The 19,558-nt window shown below is 75.2% G+C and carries 17 protein-coding genes and 1 pseudogene; 12 read left to right on the plus strand and 6 right to left on the minus strand.

The window, feature by feature from the left end; genetic code table 11:
- Nucleotides 1-4 precede the first annotated feature (4 nt).
- Entirely contained in the window at nt 5-1,405 is a 1,401-nt protein-coding gene (locus PGB27_RS15055; protein WP_274201187.1) for an MFS transporter, read from the minus strand.
- A gap of 62 nt (nt 1,406-1,467) precedes the next feature.
- Here PGB27_RS15055 and PGB27_RS15060 point away from each other — a divergent pair, with 62 nt between their 5' ends.
- The gene (locus PGB27_RS15060) at nt 1,468-1,791 is read left to right on the plus strand and encodes a chorismate mutase (protein WP_274201188.1); all 324 of its coding nucleotides are present in this window, start codon (nt 1,468-1,470) and stop codon (nt 1,789-1,791) included.
- On the opposite strand, the gene PGB27_RS15065 is transcribed toward PGB27_RS15060, so the two are convergent.
- Nucleotides 1,746-2,525: an NAD-dependent epimerase/dehydratase family protein gene (locus PGB27_RS15065; protein WP_274201189.1), complete on the minus strand. Its 780-nt coding sequence runs from the start codon at nt 2,523-2,525 to the stop codon at nt 1,746-1,748. The genes PGB27_RS15060 and PGB27_RS15065 overlap by 46 nt on opposite strands.
- Before the next feature lie 121 nt (nt 2,526-2,646).
- On the opposite strand from PGB27_RS15065, the gene PGB27_RS15070 reads away from it, so the two are divergent.
- The 4 genes from PGB27_RS15070 to PGB27_RS15085 all read left to right on the plus strand — a co-directional run bounded on the left by PGB27_RS15070 (nt 2,647) and on the right by PGB27_RS15085 (nt 10,824).
- Complete coding sequence (locus tag PGB27_RS15070) at nt 2,647-4,476, plus strand: ABC transporter ATP-binding protein/permease (RefSeq protein WP_274201190.1); 1,830 nt, start codon at nt 2,647-2,649, stop codon at nt 4,474-4,476.
- Nucleotides 4,477-4,583: 107 nt separating this feature from the next.
- Nucleotides 4,584-5,495, plus strand: coding sequence for a hypothetical protein (locus PGB27_RS15075; RefSeq protein ID WP_274201191.1), 912 nt, complete (start codon nt 4,584-4,586; stop codon nt 5,493-5,495).
- On the plus strand, nt 5,492-7,213 hold the full coding sequence (locus tag PGB27_RS15080) for a DNA polymerase Y family protein (RefSeq protein WP_274201192.1): 1,722 nt from the start codon (nt 5,492-5,494) through the stop codon (nt 7,211-7,213). Before PGB27_RS15075 ends, PGB27_RS15080 begins: the two co-directional genes overlap by 4 nt.
- The gene (locus PGB27_RS15085) at nt 7,213-10,824 is read left to right on the plus strand and encodes an error-prone DNA polymerase (RefSeq protein ID WP_408630073.1); all 3,612 of its coding nucleotides are present in this window, start codon (nt 7,213-7,215) and stop codon (nt 10,822-10,824) included. Before PGB27_RS15080 ends, PGB27_RS15085 begins: the two co-directional genes overlap by 1 nt.
- A gap of 14 nt (nt 10,825-10,838) precedes the next feature.
- Here the strand turns inward: PGB27_RS15085 and PGB27_RS15090 are convergent, their stop codons facing one another.
- The gene (locus PGB27_RS15090; RefSeq protein WP_274201194.1) at nt 10,839-11,507 is read right to left on the minus strand and encodes a GPR1/FUN34/YaaH family transporter; all 669 of its coding nucleotides are present in this window, start codon (nt 11,505-11,507) and stop codon (nt 10,839-10,841) included.
- A 205-nt stretch (nt 11,508-11,712) separates the two neighbouring features.
- Between PGB27_RS15090 and PGB27_RS15095 the strand changes: the two genes are divergently transcribed.
- The 7 genes and pseudogenes from PGB27_RS15095 (at nt 11,713) to PGB27_RS15125 (ending at nt 17,595) form a co-directional block, all read left to right on the plus strand.
- Entirely contained in the window at nt 11,713-12,243 is a 531-nt protein-coding gene (locus tag PGB27_RS15095) for a hypothetical protein (RefSeq protein ID WP_274201195.1), read from the plus strand.
- Nucleotides 12,244-12,255: 12 nt separating this feature from the next.
- Nucleotides 12,256-12,702, plus strand: a pseudogene (locus tag PGB27_RS15100) (DMT family transporter); the annotation flags it as partial.
- A 44-nt stretch (nt 12,703-12,746) separates the two neighbouring features.
- The gene (locus tag PGB27_RS15105; protein ID WP_274201196.1) at nt 12,747-13,304 is read left to right on the plus strand and encodes a DMT family transporter; all 558 of its coding nucleotides are present in this window, start codon (nt 12,747-12,749) and stop codon (nt 13,302-13,304) included.
- 4 nt (nt 13,305-13,308) lie between these two features.
- On the plus strand, nt 13,309-14,160 hold the full coding sequence (locus tag PGB27_RS15110) for a bifunctional methylenetetrahydrofolate dehydrogenase/methenyltetrahydrofolate cyclohydrolase (RefSeq protein WP_274201197.1): 852 nt from the start codon (nt 13,309-13,311) through the stop codon (nt 14,158-14,160).
- A gap of 7 nt (nt 14,161-14,167) precedes the next feature.
- Nucleotides 14,168-14,641, plus strand: a complete 474-nt coding sequence (locus PGB27_RS15115) for a DUF3017 domain-containing protein (RefSeq protein WP_274201198.1) — start codon at nt 14,168-14,170, stop codon at nt 14,639-14,641.
- Between the two features lie 124 nt (nt 14,642-14,765).
- Entirely contained in the window at nt 14,766-15,998 is a 1,233-nt protein-coding gene (locus PGB27_RS15120; protein WP_274201199.1) for an NADP-dependent isocitrate dehydrogenase, read from the plus strand.
- 208 nt (nt 15,999-16,206) lie between these two features.
- Nucleotides 16,207-17,595 (plus strand): AI-2E family transporter, encoded by a 1,389-nt coding sequence (locus tag PGB27_RS15125; RefSeq protein WP_274201200.1) that lies wholly within the window; start codon nt 16,207-16,209, stop codon nt 17,593-17,595.
- A 6-nt stretch (nt 17,596-17,601) separates the two neighbouring features.
- Here PGB27_RS15125 and PGB27_RS15130 read toward each other — a convergent pair whose 3' ends face one another.
- From PGB27_RS15130 to PGB27_RS15140, 3 genes are all read right to left on the minus strand, one after another.
- Entirely contained in the window at nt 17,602-18,318 is a 717-nt protein-coding gene (locus tag PGB27_RS15130; RefSeq protein ID WP_274201201.1) for a DUF3159 domain-containing protein, read from the minus strand.
- 222 nt (nt 18,319-18,540) lie between these two features.
- Nucleotides 18,541-18,966 (minus strand): DoxX family protein, encoded by a 426-nt coding sequence (locus PGB27_RS15135; RefSeq protein ID WP_274201202.1) that lies wholly within the window; start codon nt 18,964-18,966, stop codon nt 18,541-18,543.
- Nucleotides 18,967-19,035: 69 nt separating this feature from the next.
- Nucleotides 19,036-19,518: a GNAT family N-acetyltransferase gene (locus tag PGB27_RS15140; protein ID WP_274201203.1), complete on the minus strand. Its 483-nt coding sequence runs from the start codon at nt 19,516-19,518 to the stop codon at nt 19,036-19,038.
- Between the last annotated feature and the right edge of the window lie 40 nt (nt 19,519-19,558).

The following is a 19,558-nucleotide window of genomic DNA, read 5'->3' on the forward strand; positions in this document are numbered from 1 at the left end:
CTCCTCAGGCGTGTACGGGATCGGTGGACTCGGCGGCGCGGCGGCGCGGCCACTGGCTGATCAGCGTCGCCACCCCGGCGACGAGCAGGAGCGCGGCGAGCGCGACGAGGGTCACGTCGATCCCGGCCGAGGTCGGCGGCCGCGCACCGACGGCCTCGATGACCGCCGTGGCCGCGACGACGCCGATCCCGCCGACGCAGATCAGCGCGGTGAGCATGACCCCGGAGCCCTCCGCCGACCGCTGCGGCGGCAGCACGTTCTGCACCGCGAGCTGGCCGAGCCCGTAGCCCATGCCCGTGGTCAGGCCGCACAGGCCGAGCGCGAGGACGTAGAGCGGCAACGGTCCGGCGACCGCCAGCAGGAGGAGCGCCGGCGTGCACGCCAGCACCGAGACGGCCATGAGGAGGCCGGCGGGCACCTTCGTCGTCAGCCACCCGGACAGCGGCCCGCACGCCGCGAGCCCCACCGAGGACACGACGAACGCCAGCCCGGCGGTGGCGGCGGAGAGACCGCGCAGGGTCTGCAGGTCGATGGTGGCGGCGACGACGTAGCTCACCGTGCCGATGTTGGCCAGCGTCCCGGCGGCGCAGAGCACGACGAACAGGCGGTTGCGCACCAGCGAGGGCCGCACCAGCGGCGCGGGGGCGTGCCGCTCCCGGACCGCGAACGCGACGAGCAGCGCGATCCCCCCGAGCAGCGGTCCCCAGGTCGCCGGGGTGGTCCAGCCCTGGACGCCCACGTCGTCGATCGCGACGCTGACCGCGGCGAGCCCGCCGACGACGGTGAGCACGCCCCACCAGTCCAGCGTGCGCAGGTCCCGCCCGGCCTCCTCGTCCCGGGAGGTCCGCAGGCGCCGGCCGCTCCACAGCGCGAGCAGGGCCACGGGCACGTTGACGAGGAAGACCCAGCGCCAGCCCACCGTCGAGGACAGGACGCCGCCGACGACCGGCCCGAGGGCGGTGCCGACGCCCGCGATCCCGAGGAGCGCCCCGGTGACCCGCGGTCGCTCCTCGGGGGTCGTCGCGTTGGTGACCAGTGCGAAGCTCGCCGGCATGATCAGGGCGGCGCCGACGCCCTGCACCACGCGGGCCGCGATGAGCACCGGGACCGCGGTCGCGAGACCGCACACGAGCGAGCTCAGGCCGAACACCGCGATCCCGGCGAGGACCACCTCCCGGCGCCCGAGCATCTCGCCGAGCCGGCCCGCCGGGATGAGCAGGGCTCCGAGGGCGATCATGTAGCCGCTGAGCAGCCACTGCAGGTTCGTCACCGTCGTGCCGAGGTCGACGGCGATGGTCGGCAGGGCCAGGCCCAGTGAGAAGAAGTCGAGCTGGATGCAGAACAGGCCCGCGGCCACGGGCAGGAACGGCGCTGTCGCACGCAACGTAGTCGCGGACAGCGCCATGCGACGTACGTTAGGGCCTTGCGTCCCGACAGTCATCACTCTGCGTCGAGAGGATCGGAACCGTGACCGCTGCGGACGAGCTCGCCGTGCTGCGCGCCGAGCTCGACGAGATCGACGACGCCCTCTACGACCTCGTGCGACGGCGGATGCGGTGCATCGAGCGCGTCGGCGCGGTGAAGGCGCGGGCCGGGATACCGGTGTTCCAGCCCGGGCGGGCGGCCGAGGTGGAGCGCCAGGCCGCGGCCCGGGCGCGCGAGCACGGCCTCGACGAGGGCCTCCTGGTCCGGCTGGCCGACCTGCTCATGGCGGAGGCCATCCGGATCGAGGAGGGGATCGTGGCTCAGCCCGGGTCGTCGGCGGGGCCGCAGAACTCCCCGCCGACGTAGACGTCGGTGTCGGCGACCCGGTCGCCGACCTCCGCGGCGAACACCTCGGCGTCGTCCTGCGGGCGGTACCCGAGCTCGTGCGCGCCCGCGAGGGCCCAGCGCCGGCGGGTGTTGGCCGAGACGCCCCACACCACGCGGAACCCGGGTGAGCGGCAGGTCAGGGCGGCCTCGACCAGGCGGCCGCAGTCGTCGGGGGAGAGCCAGGTCGCGAGCCCGCGGGCGTCGGTCGGGGCCTCGCGGCACGTCCCGATCCGCAGGCAGACCACGTCGAGGCCGTGGCGGTCGTGGTAGAGGCTGCCGAGCGCCTCCCCGGCCACCTTGCCCACGCCGTAGAAGGTGTCGGGCCGGGGCGGGAGGTCGTCGGGGACGGGGTCGAGGGTGGGGTGGAAGCCGGCGGCGTGGTTGCTGCTCGCGAACACCACCCGCGGCACCCCGGCCCGGCGCGCGGCCTCGAGGACGACGTAGGTGCCGTGGATGTTGGTGGCGAGGATGTCCTCCCACGCCTCCTCGCCGGCGTACCCGCCGAGGTGGACGACGGCGTCGACGTCCCGGCAGGCCCCGACCAGCGCGTCGAGGTCGGTGACGGAGGCGGTGACGGTCTCCTCGTGCCCGCCCGGGTCCGCCGGTCCCTGCACGTCGAGCAGGCGCAGGACGCGGCCGGGTCGGGCGAGACGGGGCCGCAGGTAGCCGCCGATCCGGCCGGCGGCGCCGGTGACGAGGACGCGCTCGGTCATGGGGTGACCCTGCCCGGCCGCCGGACCGTCGGCGACCGGAGCACCGGTCCCGGACCGCTCCCGGTCCCGTCGTGGACCGTCGCTACGCTGCGCCGATCTTCCGGCGGACGAGGGGGCGCGGGTGGGCGGGATCGACTGGGGCCAGGAGTGGCTCGCGTCCCTGATCTGGATCGCCGCGGTCTTCGTCGCGACCGTCGTGGTGGTCGTGCTCGTGGCCGTGGTCCTCGCCCGGACGACCACCTGGGGCCGGCAGGTCCGGCGCCTCGTGGGTCCGTGGTTGCGGCCCGGCGGCGAGGACGGGTGGCGCCCGATCCTGCTCGCGCTCGTGCTCCTGGCGCTGGTCGTCGTCTCGGTGCGGCTCAACGTCCTGCTGTCGTACAACAGCAACGCGCTCTACACCGCGCTGCAGGAGCTCGACGCCGGCGGCTTCTGGGCCGCGGTGGGCGTCTTCGCGGTCCTCGCGACCATCTACGTGGCCCAGGTCCTGGTGGCCTACTACCTGGGTCAGGCCTTCGTGATCCGGCTGCGGGAATGGCTGAACGAGCGGCTGCTCGGCGACTGGCTCGCGGGACGGGCCTACCACCGGTCGCGGTTCACCTCGCACCAGGTCGACAACCCCGACCAGCGCATCCAGGAGGACATCACCTCCTTCGCCGACACGTCCGTCGACCTGTCGGTGGGGCCGTCGGGGGCGGTCAACGCCGTGCTCTCGGTCGCGTCGTTCACCTACGTGCTGTGGGAGCTGTCGGGCCCGTTGTCGATCGCCGGCGTGGAGATCCCGCGGGCGATGACCTTCCTCGCGTTCCTGTACGTGATCGTCGCGACCGTCATCGCGTTCCGGATCGGCAAGCCGCTGATCAGGCTCAACTTCCTCAACGAGGGGCTCGGCGCGAACTACCGGTACGGCCTCGTGCGCGTGCGCGACAACGCCGAGAACATCGCCTTCCTGCGCGGCGAGGCGCCGGAGAAGCGCACGCTCGACTCCCGCTTCGCCGCCGTGATCGCCAACTACTGGCGGATCGTGCGGCGGAACCTGCGGTTCCAGGGCTTCAACCTGGCGGTCACCCAGATCTCGGTGGTCTTCCCGATCGTCATCCAGGCGCCGCGCTTCTTCGCCCAGGCCATCACCCTCGGCGACGTCCAGCAGACCGCGAGCGCCTTCGGCCAGGTGCACGACGGGCTGTCGTTCTTCCGCAACGCCTACGACCAGTTCGCGGCCTACCGCGCGGTGCTCGACCGCCTGACCGGCCTGCTCGACGCGGACGCCGAGGCGCGCGAGCTCCCCGAGGTCGGCGTGACCGAGCGGGGGGACGGGATCGCCGTCCGCGACCTGACCGTGCGCCGACCCGACGGGGAGGTCCTCGTCGACGGCCTGGACCTCGACCTCGGCCCGGGGGACCGGCTCCTCGTCACCGGACGGTCCGGGTCCGGGAAGACGACGCTGCTGCGCAGCCTGGCGGACCTGTGGCCGTTCGCCGACGGTGACGTCGCCCGGCCGTCCGGCCCCCGCGCCGTGTTCCTCTCCCAGCAGCCCTACGTGCCCCTCGGCGACCTGCGCACCGGCGTGACCTACCCCGAGCGGCCCGAGGACGTCGGCGACGACCGGATCGCGGCCGTGCTGCGCGCGGTGTCCCTGGGGCAGCTGGCCGAGCGGCTCGGCGAGGAACGCGTGTGGTGGCGGGAGCTCTCGCCCGGTGAGCAGCAGCGCCTCGGCTTCGGCCGGTTGTTGCTCGCCCGCCCGGACGTGGTCTTCCTCGACGAGGCCACGGCGGCGCTCGACGAGGGGCTGGAGCACGAGCTCTACACGCTGCTGCGCCGGGAGCTGCCGGAGCTGATCGTGGTCAGTGTGGGCCACCGCAGCAGCCTCGAGGCGTTCCACGACACCCGCCTCGACCTGCAGGGCGACGGACGATGGGAGCTCGGCCCGCTGCGGGCGGCCGCGCCGGGCTGAGACGCGGGCCGGTCACCGGGGTGACCCTCGCCCGGGGACTCGGCGACTGTCGGGGGTGTGGGTTAGCGTTCTCCTGTCGTTCGAACACGTGTTCGAGGAGGGCGCTCATGGGCGGTGCGTCGTCGTTGCTCGACGAGCAGGGTTCCCCGTCGCGGCGGTGGTCCGACCTCGGGGTGGTGCGGGCCTCGGAGCTGCGGGGGCGGCGCGCCGGGCGTCGTGGCCCGGCGCCGGTGGAGGAGCGGCCGGAGCCGGTCGCGAGCCCGGCTCCACCGGCGACCCCGGCCACGTCCCCGGTGGAGCCGGCGCCGGTGGAGCCGGCCCCGGTCGACCGCGAGGGCAGCGCGGTGCTGCCGGTGAGCGCGCCGCTGGCCGGGCTGCTGCCCCACGGCGGGCTGCGGCGCGGGTCGGCGGTCGCGGTGTGCGGGTCGACGTCGCTGCTGCTCGCGCTGCTGGCCGAGGCGTCGCGGGCCGGGTCGTGGTGCGCGGTGGTCGGGCTGCCGGACCTGGGGATCCAGGCCGCCGCCGAGGCGGGGCTCGACCTGGCCCGCACGGCGCTGGTGCCCCGGCCCGGCCCGCGCCCGGCGGCGGTGGTGGCGGCGCTGGTCGACGGGGTGGACGTGGTCGTGCTCGACACCACGCTGCCCGGCGTGCGGTGGCCGGCGGGGGAGCGGCAGCGGCTCGGCGCCCGGGTCCGGCAGCGGGGCGCGGTGCTGGTGCCGGTCGGGGCCGCGGGCGCCTGGCCGGGTGCCGAGGTCGAGCTGCGCGCCGAGGGCAGCGCCTGGGCCGGGCTCGGGGGAGACGGCACGGGGCGGCTGCGCTCGCGGCGGGTCCGCGTCCGCTGCGCCGCCCGGGGCCGCCCCGGCGAGCAGGAGGAGCCGCTGCTGCTGCCCGGGCCGGCCGGGACGTGCCTGCCGGACGGCGAGCTGCCGATCGGCGCGCCGCTCACCGGCCCGCCCCGGCGGACGGGGCGGGCGGACGAGCCCCTCCCCGCGCCCGCCCGCATCGGGGTGGCGGGGTGAGCGCGCCGGCGCGGGTGCTCGCGCTGTGGTGTCCCGACTGGCCGGTGGTGGCGGGCGCCGCCGACGCGGGGCTGCCGCCCGCCCGGCCCGCGGCGGTCCTCGCGGCGCACCGGGTGGTGGCCTGCTCGGCGACGGCGCGCGCCCAGGGGGTCCGCCGGGGGCTGCGCCGGCGCGAGGCCCAGGCCCGCTGCCCGGACCTCGCCGTGCTCGCCCGCGATCCCGAGCGCGACGCCCGCTGCTTCGAGCCCGTCGCGGCCGCGGTCGAGGAGCTGGCGCCCGGGGTCGAGGTGGTCCGCCCGGGGCTGGTCGCGCTCTCGGCACGCGGGCCGGCGCGGTACTTCGGCGGCGAGGAGGTCGTGGCCGAGCGCCTGGTCGACCACGTGGCGGGGCGCACCCGCGTCGAGTGCCAGGTCGGGGTGGCCGACGGGCTGTTCGCGGCGGGGCTCGCCGCGCGCCGCTCGCTGCTCGTGCCGCCGGGGGAGAGCCCGGGGTTCCTCGCGCCGCTCCCGGTCACCGAGCTCGAGCTCGAACCGGGGGTCGAGCCCGACACCGCCGGCGCCGACGACGACGCGAGCGCCGCCCGCGCGGAGCTCATCGGCCTGCTGCGCCGGCTCGGGCTGAGCACGCTCGGGGCCTTCGCCGCCCTGTCGGCCACCGATGTGGCCTCGCGCTTCGACGCGGCCGCGGTGCGGGCCCACCGGCTGGCCCGCGGGCTCGACGACCGCCCGCCGTCGCGGCGGCGCATCCCCGACGAGCTCACCGTGGAGCTCCCGCTCGACCCGCCGGTCGACCGGGTCGACGCCGCCGCCTTCGCCGCCCGCTCGCTGGCCGAGCGGCTGCACGAGGCGCTGGGCCGGGCGGGGCTCGCGTGCACGCGCCTCGGGGTGCAGGCGCGCACCACCGAGGGCGAGGAGCTGGCCCGGGTGTGGCGCTGCGCCGAGCCGCTGACCCCGCACGGCACCGCCGACCGCGTGCGCTGGCAGCTCGAGGGCTGGCTGTCGCGGCGGGGTCAGGCCGGGAACGGCCGGGACGGCGGGCTCGTCGTGCTGCGCCTGGTGCCCGAGGAGGTCGTCGAGGCCGGCCGCCTGCAGCTCGGGCTCTGGGGCGAGGTCGGGGTCGCCGACGAGCGGGCCGGGCGGGCGCTCGTGCGGGTGCAGGGCCTGCTCGGTCCCGAGGAGGTGCTCACCGGGGTCGCCGGTGGCGGGCGCGGGCCGGGGGAACGGATCCGGCTGGTCCCCTGGGGGGACGAGCGCACCCCGGCGACCGACCCGGAGGCGCCCTGGCCCGGCGCGCTGCCCGCGCCCTCGCCGGCCCGGGTCCCGCCCGAGCCGCTGCCCGCGCGGGTGCTCGACGCCGACGGCGCCCCGGTGCGCCGGGCCTCCCGCGGCCGGCTCACCGCGTCGCCCGCGCACGTGGCGCTCGGCACCGACCCGGCCGCCCCCACCGCGCCGGTCCGCGCCTGGGGCGGCCCGTGGCCCGACCCCGGCCGTTGGTGGGACCCCCGCGCGGTGGCCGAGGTCGGGGCCGAGGGCAGCGTGCGCATCCAGGTCGTGTGCAGCACCGACGCCGACGAGCTCGCCGCCGGCCGCGACCCCGAGCCCGACCCGGCGGCCGACCTGGCCCCCGACCCGGTCGCCTCCGGTGCCGACGCGGTCGGCCGGGCTCTGCTGCTCGTCCACCGCGACGGCCGCTGGGCGGTGGAAGGGATCTACGACTGATGGGGTGGGGCAATCCGCCGGTGAGCTGGTCGGAGATGGAGCGCCTGCTGTCCGGGCGCCCGTCCGACAACCCCAGCATGCAGGGGCGGGGCAACGGGTCGCGCGACGCGATCCAGGGTCGCGGTGGACGGGACGGTCGCGGGCACCGCGGGAGGCACCGCGGGAGGCACCGCGACGAGCCGCACGAGGGGCACGTCGGTCCCTGGCCGCCGGAGGCGGAGGTCCCGGACGGCTTCGTCCGCGACCCCCTCGCGTTCGACGACAGCGAGCGGGTCGACGGCCCGGGGCGGCTCCGTCCGCCGCGCGACGAGCAGTTCCCCGGCGACGGGGGCGACAGCCCGGCCTGGTCGCGGCACCGCACGCCCTACCGGCCGCCGGCGGGGACGCTGGCCGAGCCCGCCGCGGGCCTGACCGTCCCCTACGCCGAGCTGCACGTGCACTCCAACTTCAGCTTCCTCGACGGCGCGTCACACCCCGAGGAGCTGGTCGAGGAGGCCGCGCGGCTGGGGCTCGAGGCGATCGCGCTCACCGACCACGACGGCATGTACGGGGTGGTCCGCTTCGCCGAGGCGGCCCAGGAGCTGGGAGTCCCGACGGTCTACGGCGCGGAGCTCTCGCTGGGCCTGACCGCCCCGCAGAACGGCGTGCCCGACCCCGAGGGCGACCACCTGCTGGTCCTCGCCCGCGACCCCGACGGCTACCGGGCGATCTCGCGGGCGATCACCGAGGGGCAGATGCACACCCACGGCGAGAAGGGCCGCCCGGTGTACGACCCGGAGCGCGTCGCGGCGACGCTCGGCGGGCACGTGCAGGTGCTGACGGGCTGCCGCAAGGGATCGGTGCGCCGGGCCCTGGCCGCCGAGGGGGCCGACGGCGCGGCGCGCGAGATCGACCGGCTGGTCGCGCTGTTCGGGGCCGAGAACGTCGCGGTGGAGCTCACCGACCAGGGCCTGCCGGACGACACCGAGCGCAACGCGGCGCTCGCCGAGCTCGCCGGGCGCGCCGACCGGGGGCGGGGGCTGCGCACCGTGGCGACCACCGGCGCCCACTACGCGACGCCGGACCGCGCGCGGCTCGCGGCCGCGCTCGGCGCGGTGCGGGCACGTCGCAGCCTCGACGACGCCGAGGGCTGGCTGCCACCGGGCCCGGCGCACCTGCGGTCCGGCGCGGAGATGGCGCAGCGGTTCGCCCGCCACCCGCAGGCCGTCGCCCACGCCGCGCGGCTGGGGCGCGAGTGCGCGTTCGGCCTCGAGCTGCTGGCGCCCGAGCTGCCGCCGTTCGCGGTGCCCGAGGGCGAGACGGAGGCGAGCTGGCTGCGCCGGCTGACGTGGATGGGGGCGGCGGTGCGTTACGGCGACCGGCTGCGCTCGCCCCGGGCGTTCGAGGTGATCGACCACGAGCTCGACGTCATCGAGCGCCAGGGCTTCCCCGGCTACTTCCTCATCGTCGCCGACATCGTGCAGTTCTGCGTCGACCACGACATCTACTGCCAGGGCCGGGGGTCGGCGGCCAACTCGGCGGTCTGCTTCGCGCTGGGCATCACCCACGTCGACGCCGTCGAGATGAACCTGCTGTTCGAGCGCTTCCTGTCCCCGGAGCGCGACGGCTACCCCGACATCGACCTCGACATCGAGTCCGACCGTCGCGAGGAGGCCATCCAGTACGTCTACGCGCGCTACGGGCGCGACCGGGCCGCGCAGGTCGCCAACGTCATCACCTACCGGCCGCGGTCGGCGGTGCGCGACGCGGCCCGCGCGCTGGGGTTCGCGCAGGGCCAGCAGGACGCGTGGAGCAAGCAGATCGACCGGTGGGGTCCGGGGGCGGAGCTCGCCGGGCAGGTGCCCGAGATGCCGGCGGCGGTGGCGTCGCTCGCCGAGCAGATCGCAGGCTTCCCGCGCCACCTCGGCATCCACTCCGGCGGCATGGTCATCTGCGACCGGCCCGTCGACCAGGTGGTGCCCGTCGAGTGGGGGCGGATGCCGGGGCGCAGCGTCATCCAGTGGGACAAGGACGACGCGGCGGCGGTGGGCCTGGTCAAGATCGACCTGCTGGGCCTCGGGATGCTCTCGGTGCTGCACTACGCCGCCGACCTCGTCGCCGAGCACCACGGGGTGCGGGTGAAGCTGCACGACCTGCAGGCCACCGACCCGGCGGTGTTCGCCATGCTCGCCGAGGGCGACTCGGTGGGCGTGTTCCAGGTCGAGTCCCGGGCGCAGATGGCGACGCTGCCGCGGCTGCGACCGCGGACGTTCTACGACCTGGTCGTCGAGGTCGCGCTCATCCGGCCCGGGCCGATCCAGGGCGGGTCGGTGCACCCCTACATCCGGCGCCGCAACGGGCTGGAGCGCATCGTCTACGACCACCCGCTCTGCGAGCCCGCGCTGGAGAAGACCCTCGGGGTGCCGCTGTTCCAGGAGCAGCTCATGCAGCTCGCGGTCGACGTCGCCGGCTTCTCCGCCGCCGAGGCCGACGAGCTGCGCCGGGCGCTGTCCGCCAAGCGCTCCTCCGAACGGATCGAGCGGATGCGCGAGCGGTTCTACGAGGGCATGGCGGCCAACGGCATCACGGGCGACCTCGCGGACACGATCTTCGGGAAGACCAAGGCGTTCGCGAACTTCGGCTTCCCGGAGAGCCACTCGATCAGCTTCGCGTCGCTGGTCTACGTCAGCGCCTGGTACAAGCTCTACTACCCGGCCGCCTTCTGCGCGGCGCTGCTGCGCGCCCAGCCGATGGGCTTCTACTCGCCGCAGTCGCTCACGGCCGACGCCCGCCGGCACGGGGTGGTGGTGCTCGGCCCGGACGTCCTGGTCTCCGCCGACACCCCCGGTCTCGAACCGCACCCCGACAGCACCGGCGGGGTCGCCGTGCGCCTCGGGCTCGCCGGGGTGCGCGGGCTCGGCGACGAGGTGGCCGCCCGGATCGTGGCCCGCCGGGACGGCACGGAGGACGGCGCCGAGCGGGGTCCCTACCGCGACGTCGCCGACCTCGCCCGGCGCGCCGAGCTCACCACCGCCCACGTCGAGGCCCTCGCGACGGCCGGGGCCCTGGGGTGCTTCGGGCTCGACCGCCGCGAGGCGCTGTGGGCGGCGGGCGCCGCGGCGGCGGGGGTCGGGGTGGTGCGCGACGGCGTGCGCCACGACCGCCTGCCCGACACCGCCGTCGGGCTCGAGGCGCCCGCGCTGCCGGGCATGAGCGCGGTCGAGCTCACCGTCGCCGACGTGTGGGCCACCGGGCTGACCCCCGACAGCCACCCCGTGACCCACCTGCGCGCCGCGCTCGACGAGCGCGGCGCGCTGTCGGTGGCCGCGGTCGCCCGCGTGCCCGAGGGCGAGCGCATCGAGGTCGGCGGGGTGGTGACCCACCGCCAGCGCCCCGCCACCGCGGGCGGCACGACGTTCCTCAACCTCGAGGACGAGACGGGCATGCTCAACGTCGTCTGCTCGGAGGGCCTGTGGGCGCGCCACCGGGTGGTGGCCCGCACCAGCGCCGCGCTCGTGATCCGCGGGCGCGTCGAGCGGGCCCACGACGCCCCGAGCGTGGTCAACCTCGTCGCCGATCGCGTCGAACGCCTCGACCTGCGCGTCCCCTCGAGCTCGCGGGACTTCCGGTGACGCGGGCGCCGGGGTCAGCCGCCGATGATCGGCTTGCCCATCGGCAGGGCCTTGCCGCCGGTGGCCTGGCCGAGGGCGTCGACGAAGAGGTAGACGCCGACGAGGGTGAACGCGAACACCGCGATCCCCCCGCCGAACAGCAGCCCGGTCGAGCCGTTGGCCGTGCCCAGCAGCACGAGCAGCAGTGCGGCGTCGACCAGCACGAACAGCAGCGTGAAGATCGACGGCAGGCGCAGCGAGGCCAGGGTGAGCACGACGATGCCGACCAGCCAGGACAGCAGGAAGGTCTCCTGCGCCCCGGTGGCGACGGCGGTGTCGGTGGAGGTCGGCCCGAACCAGTCGGCGCCCAGCGCCGTCGCGAGCACGGCGAAGCTCAGCCAGAAGCCCGCGAAGATGCCGAAGATGGCGGCGACGGGCCCGGCCCCGGTGCGGATCGCCCAGAACGTGGCGATCAGCTGCCCGATGCCGGTGCACATGAACAGGATCGGGAGCATGCCCACGAGCGCCGTGCTCGAGGCCCCGGTGAACCCGACGAGGTAGAGGCCGAGGGCCACCGATCCGACGACGAAGGTGGGTACGCCCACCAGTGCCGGGTTGGCGGCGGCTGCTGCCGCAGCGGCCTCGTCCGCGCCGGTGTCGGCTGCCGCGTGGGCGGCGGTGGGTCGCTCGTCGATCGTGCTCATCCCCAGCTCCTCCGTGTCCGACCGGGACCACGCGATGGGGGCTCCCCCCGGCGATGCGCCACGGAGCGCAACGACGTGGTCCCGATGCGCAGTCGAGTGTGGTGTGGGGCATGTCACGAGGGGCACCGGCCGAACGGACGGGCACAACAGGAGGGGGCACCTGCCCGACCGCATCGTGTACCGATCCAGGGCACGATGGGTCTCCATGGGGCGACGGAGGGGCGGACCGGTGCTGCGGGAGATCGCCCGGGGAGTGGTCGCGGGGGCCGTCGGCACCGGGGCGATGAGCCTCGCGGCCGTGATCCGCCGCCGCCGCTACGCCCGCCGGCAGGGCATCGACGCCTCCGAGATCGACGTCATCCTCGACTACGACGACAGCGAGCACGTCGTCATCGCGGCGTCGACGCTGCTGCGCCACGTCATCGGCTGGGCGCCGCGCTCCGCGGAGGGGCGCGAGGCCCTCTTCTGGCTCGTGCACTGGGGCTACGGGTCGGCGGTCGGCACCGCCCACGTCGGCCTCCAGCACCTCCTGGGCCGCGAGCCGGGCCCGGGGCTGGCCTTCTTCGCCGGGAGCCAGGCGATGGCCCTCGGCCTCTTCCCGGTGCTCGGCGACACCCCGCCACCGTGGCGCTGGGAGCGTCGGCTGCTCGTGACGAGCTTCGTGCAGCACGGCATCTACGCCGGCGCCGTCGCGGCGGCGAACACGGCGACGGCGCGGATGATCACCAGGCGCTAGGTTCCCCGGACCGTGGCCGCTCCTCGCACCGCTCTCGGGCTCGCCGGTGCCTTCGTCACCGGCGGGTTCATCGTGGCCCAGGCGCGGGTCAACGCCGAGCTCGGCGTGGCCCTCGGCGACGGGGTGCTCGCCGCGGTCGTCTCGTTCGGTCTCGGCCTGGTCCTGCTGCTCGTGCTCCTGGCGCTGCTGCCCGCGGGGCGGCGCGGGTTCACGCGCGTCCGGGCCGCCCGGCGCCGGGGCACCCTGCGGCCCTGGCAGCTGCTCGGCGGTCTGGGCGGGGCGCTGCTCGTCGCCGGGCAGGGCCTCACCGCCCACGTGCTCGGCACCGCCCTGTTCACGATCGCCGTCGTCGCCGGCCAGTCCAGCGGCGGCCTCGTCGTCGACCGCGTCGGGCTCGGGCCGGCGGGACCGCGGCGCACGACGCCGCCGCGGGTGCTCGGCGCGGTCCTCATGCTCGGGGCGGTCGTGCTGTCGGTGGCGCCGTCGGTGAGCACCGAGGCCCCGTGGCGCTCGCGCTGCTCCCGCTCGCCGCCGGCGTCGCGATCGCCACGCAGCAGGCGCTCAACGGGCGCGTCGCCGCCGCGGCCAGCGGGGCCGGGGCGGGCGGGACCGCCGGGGACGGAGACAGCCCGGGCGAGCGCGACTCCGTCGTCGCGTCCGTGCTGCCCGCGGCCACGATCAACTTCGTCGTCGGGCTCGCCGCGCTCGTCGTCGCCGGGGTCGTCGCGGTGCTGCTGCTCGGACCGCCGCACCCGTTCCCGAGCGCCTGGTACCTCTACCTCGGCGGGCCGTTCGGCGCGATCTTCATCGGGCTGAGCGCATGGATCGTCGGGCAGATCGGGGTCCTGCTGCTCTCGCTCGGTGCCGTTGCCGGGCAGATCGTGGGCTCGCTGGCGTTCGACCTCGCGCTCCCGTCGGTGGCGGGCACCCCGAGCGCCACCACCGTCCTCGGCGCGCTGCTCACGCTGGTCGCGGCGGGGGTGGCGTCGGCGCCGTGGCCGCTGTCCCGGCCGCGGCGACGGTCGGCTCCGCGGGAGACGGGGTCCGACCTGCCATCATGAGGTCGTGACCGCGACCAAGCTGGACGGGAAGGCCACCCTCGCCGCGATCCTGGAGGACCTGCGCGCCCGGGTGGAGAAGCTCACGGCCGCCGGCCGCACACCCGGTCTCGGCACCGTCCTGGTCGGCGACGACCCGGGCTCGCACTCCTACGTCAAGGCCAAGCACAGCGACTGCGCGAAGGTCGGGATCGACTCGATCCGCCGCGACCTGCCCGCCGACGCCACCCAGGCCGACGTCGAGCGCGCGATCGACGAGCTCAACGCCGACCCGGCGTGCACCGGCTACATCGTCCAGCTCCCGCTGCCGAAGGGCCTGGACTCGGGCGCGGTGCTGGAGCGCATCGACCCCGACAAGGACGCCGACGGGCTGCACCCCACCAACCTCGGGCGCCTCGTGCTCCAGGAGCCGGGCCCGCTGCCGTGCACGCCGCGCGGCGTGGTCGAGCTGCTGCGCCGCTACGACGTGCCGCTGAACGGCGCGAAGGTCACCGTCCTCGGCCGTGGCGTGACGGTCGGGCGCCCGCTGGGCCTGCTGCTGACGCTGCGCTCGGTCAACGCCACCGTGACCCTGTGCCACACCGGCACCAAGGACGTCGCCGCCGAGCTGCGCGCCGCCGACGTGGTCGTCGCGGCGGCCGGGGTGCCCGGGCTCGTCACCGCGGACATGGTCAAGCCGGGCGCGGCGGTGCTCGACGTCGGCATCACGCGCGGCGAGAACGGGCTGGTCGGCGACGTGGCCCCCGAGGTCGCGGAGGTGGCCTCGTTCCTCGCCCCGGTCCCCGGCGGCGTCGGCCCGATGACGCGCGGGATGCTGCTCACCAACGTCGTCGAGCGCGCCGAGCGGATGAGCGGATGAGCACCGGATGACCGCCGTGACACCCCGCCCGGGCCCGCCCCCACAGGCGCCGCCGTCGCGGCAGGCGCCGCCGTCGCAGCAGGGACCCCCGGCGCCGCAGGAACCCCCGCCCGTCACCCCCGCGCCGCCGCCCGACGAGAGCCCCACCGAGATGCTCCCGGCGGGCCGGCACGCGCGCCCACGCCGCACCCGCGCCGAGCTGCTGCGCAAGCTCCGCGGGCACCTGGCGTTCCTCGCGGTGATGGTCGTCGTGGTCGTCGCGTTCGGGCGGATCGGCCTGCAGCACTGGCGTGAGGGCACCACCGAGCTGGGCCTCGCGCTGCTGCTCGCGGGGGTCCTGCGCGCGAGCCTCACCCGCACCGCGGCGGGCCTGCTCGCGGTGCGCAGCCGGCGCGTCGACATCGTCACGTACGTGCTCTTCGGACTGGTCATGATCGCGGTCTCGCTCACGATCACCGGTGGCCCACTCGCCTACCGATGACGTGCCGGTGACACCGCCCACCTGGGTATTCCTCACCCGTCGTGGTCGCCGGACGCGTTGATAGCGTGCGGTCAAGTCAGCCGGGCGTCGGTGGTCGGCGCCCCAGGAGGAGGTCTCCCGAGTCGTGGCGAAGATCAAGGTAGAGGGCACCGTCGTCGAGCTCGACGGTGACGAGATGACCCGGATCATCTGGCAGTTCATCAAGGACAAGCTGATCCACCCGTACCTCGACATCGACCTCGAGTACTACGACCTGGGCATCGAGCACCGCGACGAGACCGACGACCAGGTCACGGTCGACGCGGCCAACGCGATCAAGAAGCACGGCGTCGGCGTCAAGTGCGCGACCATCACGCCGGACGAGGCGCGGGTCGAGGAGTTCGGGCTCAAGCGGATGTACCGCTCGCCCAACGGGACGATCCGCAACATCCTCGGCGGCGTCATCTTCCGCGAGCCGATCGTCTGCCAGAACATCCCGCGCTACGTCCCGCACTGGACGAAGCCGATCGTCGTCGGCCGCCACGCCCACGGCGACCAGTACCTGGCCCAGGACTTCAAGGTCCCCGGCCCCGGCACGGTCACCATCAGCTACACGCCCGACGACAGTGCCGACGGTTCCGGGGCCGAGCCGATGGAGTTCCAGGTCGCGAAGTTCCCGGAGAACGGGGGCGTCGCGCTGGGCATGTACAACTTCCGGGACTCGATCGTCGACTTCGCCCGCGCCTCGCTGCGCTACGGGCTGGACCGCAACTACCCGGTCTACATGTCGACCAAGAACACCATCCTCAAGGCGTACGACGGCATGTTCCGCGACACCTTCGAGGAGATCTTCGAGTCGGAGTTCAAGGCCGACTTCGAGAAGGCGGGCCTGACCTACGAGCACCGCCTCATCGACGACATGGTCGCCGCCGCCCTGAAGTGGGAGGGCGGGTACGTCTGGGCCTGCAAGAACTACGACGGCGACGTGCAGTCCGACATCGTCGCGCAGGGCTTCGGCTCGCTCGGCCTCATGACCTCGGTGCTCATGACGCCCGACGGCACGGTCGAGGCCGAGGCGGCCCACGGCACCGTGACCCGGCACTTCCGCCAGCACCAGCAGGGCAAGGAGACGTCGACCAACCCGGTCGCGTCGATCTTCGCCTGGAGCCGTGGCCTGTCCCAGCGGGGCAAGCTCGACGGCAACGACGCCCTCGTCGACTTCGCGCAGAAGATGGAGGACGTCTGCGTGAACACGATCGAGAGCGGCAAGATGACCAAGGACCTGGCGCTGCTCATCGGCAAGGACGCCGACTACCTCAACACCCAGGACTTCCTGGACGCGATCGACGAGGGCCTGCAGAAGGCCGTCGCGAGCTAGCCGCGAGCCGGCACGCTCCTCGGGCCCCTTCCCGCACGTCGGGGAGGGGCCCGACGCGTGTCCGGGCGCACACGGTGACGGGGACGGCCACGGACGGGTACGGCGCGGGGCGGTTGGGCATCCCGCCGCCGACCACGCCCCCACGTCCGCCACCGCGCGGCGTGACCTCGAGCCCCGGAGGGCCTCGATCGCTGAGAGACTCACGTCCATGGACGAGGCGCCCGCGTCCCGGGACATCGAGCGAGGGCACTCGCCCTCGCGCGGTCACGTCATCGGTGAGGGCCTCGCCTGGACCGCCCGGTGGAGCCTGCGGTTCCTGCTGGTGGCGGCCGCGCTGACGCTGCTCGGCCTGCTGTCCGTCTGGCTCTGGGCGATCGTCTTCCCGGTGTTCCTCGGGCTCGTCATCGCGACCGTGCTGGAGCCGCCGGTGACGCGCCTGCGCCGCCGCGGCGTGCCGGCCGCGCTGGCCACCGCGCTGGTGCTCGTGCTGGGGCTCGGCGTCCTCGGGGGGATCGTCGCGCTCATCGCCCCGGCCGTCGCGGGGCAGGCGCCGGCGATCGTCCAGGGCGCGATCCAGGGCATCCAGCAGATCCAGAACTGGTTGCAGGGCCCGCCGTTCAACCTGGGCGCGAGCCAGATCGGCGGCTACGTCCAGATGGCGACCGAGCGCCTGCAGCAGAGCGCGGGCCAGATCGCCACCGGCGTCCTCACCGGCGTCACCACCGTCGCCAACGGCGTCGTCAACGCGGTGCTCGCGCTCGTCCTCGCGTTCCTGTTCGTCAAGGACGGCCCGAAGTTCCTGCCCTGGCTGCAGCGTGTCGCCGGCCCGACGTCGGGCGGGCACCTCGCCGAGGTCGGCCGCCGCAGCTGGCGCAGCCTCGGCGGGTTCATCCGCAGCCAGGCGATCATCGGCTTCGTCGACGCGGTGTTCATCGGCATCGGGCTGGTGATCTTCGGGGTGCCGCTGGCGCTGCCGCTCGCCGTGCTGACGTTCTTCGGCGCGTTCATCCCGATCGTCGGCGCGCTCGTGGCCGGCGCCCTGTCGGTGCTCATCGCGCTCGTCGTGCAGGGCCTCGGCACCGCGATCGGGGTGCTGATCCTCATCCTCGCCGTGCAGCAGATCGAGGGGAACCTGCTCCAGCCGCTCGTGCAGGGCCGCGGCCTGGGGCTCAACGCGGCGCTGGTGATCCTCGCCGTGACCGCCGGCTCGAGCCTCGCCGGCATCGCCGGGGCGTTCCTCGCGGTGCCCGTCGCGGCGGTGATCGCCGAGATCCTGCGCTACATCGGCCAGCAGATCGACGTCCGGACCGGGGAGCGGGCGGCGTCCCCCGACGAGGCCGCGGCGTCGGAGACCCCGGAGCCCGACGAGGAGCCGACGGGCGTGCGGCCGGTCGAGGAGGCGCTCGGCACCCAGGACGGGAGACCGGAGGGCGCCTCGCCGGACACCCCGCTCGACACCCGGGCCGACACCCCGCCCGACACCCCGCCCGACACCCCGCCCGACACCCCGCCCGACAGCCAGGCCGACCCCGGCGTGCCGTCGCGGGACGGCGCGCCGGAGGGCCGGGGCGGGTCGGGGTCGTCGTTGCGGTCCTGACCCGGCTCAGGGCTCAGCTGGTGACCCGGCTCGTGACCCGCTCGTGACCAGGCGCTGCGTGCTGCGCCGGAAGGCCCAGACGGTGATGACCAGGGCGACGACGGACAGCGGCGTGCCCATGACGATGCGGGCGACGCCGAGGGCCCCGGTGGCCTCGGCGACGTAGAGCCACTGCTGCACGGCGAAGCGGGCGCCGAACACGAGGGCCGTCGCGACGGTGGCGACGTCGTGGGCGCGCAGGACGGCACGGTCGGCGCGCCAGTCGTGCGCCCCGCCGTGCAGGGCGTTCCACACGAGCCCCGTCACCGGGCGGCGGGCGATCACCGTGGCCAGCGTGGCGACGAACCCGGCCAGCGAGATCCAGATGCCGATCGCGAAGAAGTCGCGCGCCGACCCCGTCCAGGCCACGAGGCCCGCCGCGACGGCGACGCCGACGAGGCTGCCGAGCGCGGACGCGACGCGCTCGCCCCGCAGCAGCCGGAACACGGTCAGCCCCAGGCCGGCGGCGAGCGAGACGGCGATCGTGACGCCCAGCGGGAGGAACGCGTTCGCCGTGACGAACACGATCACCGGGACCGCCGAGGAGACGAACCCCAGAGGTCCGCCCACCTGCTCGAGGACGGTCGGCGTCCTCCGGGTCGGCGTCGGGGGGACGGTCACCGGAGCGGTCGGGGGGTCCTCCTCGGACGGGGCGTGGGGGTGGCGGTGCTCGGTCATGGTCATCCCGTCCTCCGGGCGGCAGGCGTGGCCGGCGTGGCCGGCGTGCTGGAGGACAGGGAACTCCGTGCCGCAGCGGCACACTCAACGTCGCGTCGCTGTGACCCGCCTCTCCGACGAGCGATGCGGCGTCGCTCCCACCGATCGTCAGGACGGCCACGTCCTCGCGAGACGACACGCCGCGGCGCCCGCCCCGCGAGCGAGGTCGGGCGCCGACGACCGGCGGGATCACCGCCCGAGCAGGACCGCGCGCGGGTTGCGGAGCAGGGCGACGGTCTCGTGGCGGCGCACCCAGGAGACGACCGCGACGAGCACGAGCACGACCGCCGGGACGAGGATCATCGTGCCGCCCAGCGTGGACGCCGTGATGATCACGGCGCCGGTCATCAGCGCGACGCACCCGGCGGCGGCGAGGCCGGCGAGCCGGGGGACGAGCAGCCCGACGGCCGCGGCGAGCTCGACGACGCCGATCGCCACGGTGCCCGCGGTGCCGATCCCCATCATCGCGAAGCCGGCGACGACCATCGGCTCGAGCGAGATCTTGCCGGCAGCGGAGAACAGGTAGACGGCGGCCAGCAGGACCTGGAGCACGCCGAGGGCCCAGCGGACGGCGCGGGGACGCGTGGTGGCGGTGGTGACGGTGGCGGTGCTCATCGTGGACTCCTCAGCTGCTCAACCCCTTGGTTGAGTATGAAATCAGGACTGAAGAGTCCGGTCAAGGGGTCAGACGAGATCGAGCTCGTACGACTGGCCCCGGACCTCACCCCCGAACTCGGTGTGGCTCGCCTCGCCGGGGAGGACGAACCCGGCCTCGAGGTAGAGGTGGCGGGCGGCCGCGAGGGGCTCGTTGGTCCACAGCACGAGGCGGGCGGCGCCGGTGTCGCGCGCGAAGTCGACGCACCGCGTCACGAGCCGGCGCCCGACGCCGTGTCCGCGCGCGACGGGGTCGACGAGCAGCAGGCGCAGGCGCGCCGTCTCCTCGTCCTCGCGCACGCACAGCACGCTGCCGACGCGCACGCCGTCGAGCTCGGCGATCCACCCGGCGTCGCGGCCCGGCACGGCGTCGGTGGCGAAGCGGGCGACGATCGGCGCCGTCACCGCGTCGATCGCCCACCCGTACTCGGCGGCGTAGAGCTCGCCGTGGGCCTGGAGCACCCAGCCCAGGTCCCCGGGGCGGCCCAGGTCCCGGATCGTCACCTCACCCATCACGACCTCCTCACTGAAACGACTGTTTCAGTGAAGCACA

Origin of the sequence: Actinomycetospora lemnae (assembly GCF_028737315.1) — a bacterium.
GTDB classification, from domain to species: domain Bacteria; phylum Actinomycetota; class Actinomycetes; order Mycobacteriales; family Pseudonocardiaceae; genus Actinomycetospora; species Actinomycetospora lemnae.

What these genes read in the sequence shown, in the direction of transcription:
- PGB27_RS15075 (WP_274201191.1), top strand. Translation starts at nt 4,584, where the DNA reads ATGGGCGGTGCGTCGTCGTTGCTCGACGAGCAGGGTTCCCCGTCGCGG.
- PGB27_RS15140 (WP_274201203.1), bottom strand. Translation starts at nt 19,518, where the DNA reads ATGGGTGAGGTGACGATCCGGGACCTGGGCCGCCCCGGGGACCTGGGC.
- PGB27_RS15065 (WP_274201189.1), bottom strand. Translation starts at nt 2,525, where the DNA reads ATGACCGAGCGCGTCCTCGTCACCGGCGCCGCCGGCCGGATCGGCGGC.
- PGB27_RS15055 (WP_274201187.1), bottom strand. Translation starts at nt 1,405, where the DNA reads ATGGCGCTGTCCGCGACTACGTTGCGTGCGACAGCGCCGTTCCTGCCC.
- PGB27_RS15135 (WP_274201202.1), bottom strand. Translation starts at nt 18,966, where the DNA reads ATGAGCACCGCCACCGTCACCACCGCCACCACGCGTCCCCGCGCCGTC.
- PGB27_RS15130 (WP_274201201.1), bottom strand. Translation starts at nt 18,318, where the DNA reads ATGACCATGACCGAGCACCGCCACCCCCACGCCCCGTCCGAGGAGGAC.
- PGB27_RS15095 (WP_274201195.1), top strand. Translation starts at nt 11,713, where the DNA reads ATGGGGCGACGGAGGGGCGGACCGGTGCTGCGGGAGATCGCCCGGGGA.
- PGB27_RS15090 (WP_274201194.1), bottom strand. Translation starts at nt 11,507, where the DNA reads ATGAGCACGATCGACGAGCGACCCACCGCCGCCCACGCGGCAGCCGAC.
- PGB27_RS15115 (WP_274201198.1), top strand. Translation starts at nt 14,168, where the DNA reads ATGACCGCCGTGACACCCCGCCCGGGCCCGCCCCCACAGGCGCCGCCG.
- PGB27_RS15085 (WP_408630073.1), top strand. Translation starts at nt 7,213, where the DNA reads ATGGGGTGGGGCAATCCGCCGGTGAGCTGGTCGGAGATGGAGCGCCTG.
- PGB27_RS15125 (WP_274201200.1), top strand. Translation starts at nt 16,207, where the DNA reads ATGGACGAGGCGCCCGCGTCCCGGGACATCGAGCGAGGGCACTCGCCC.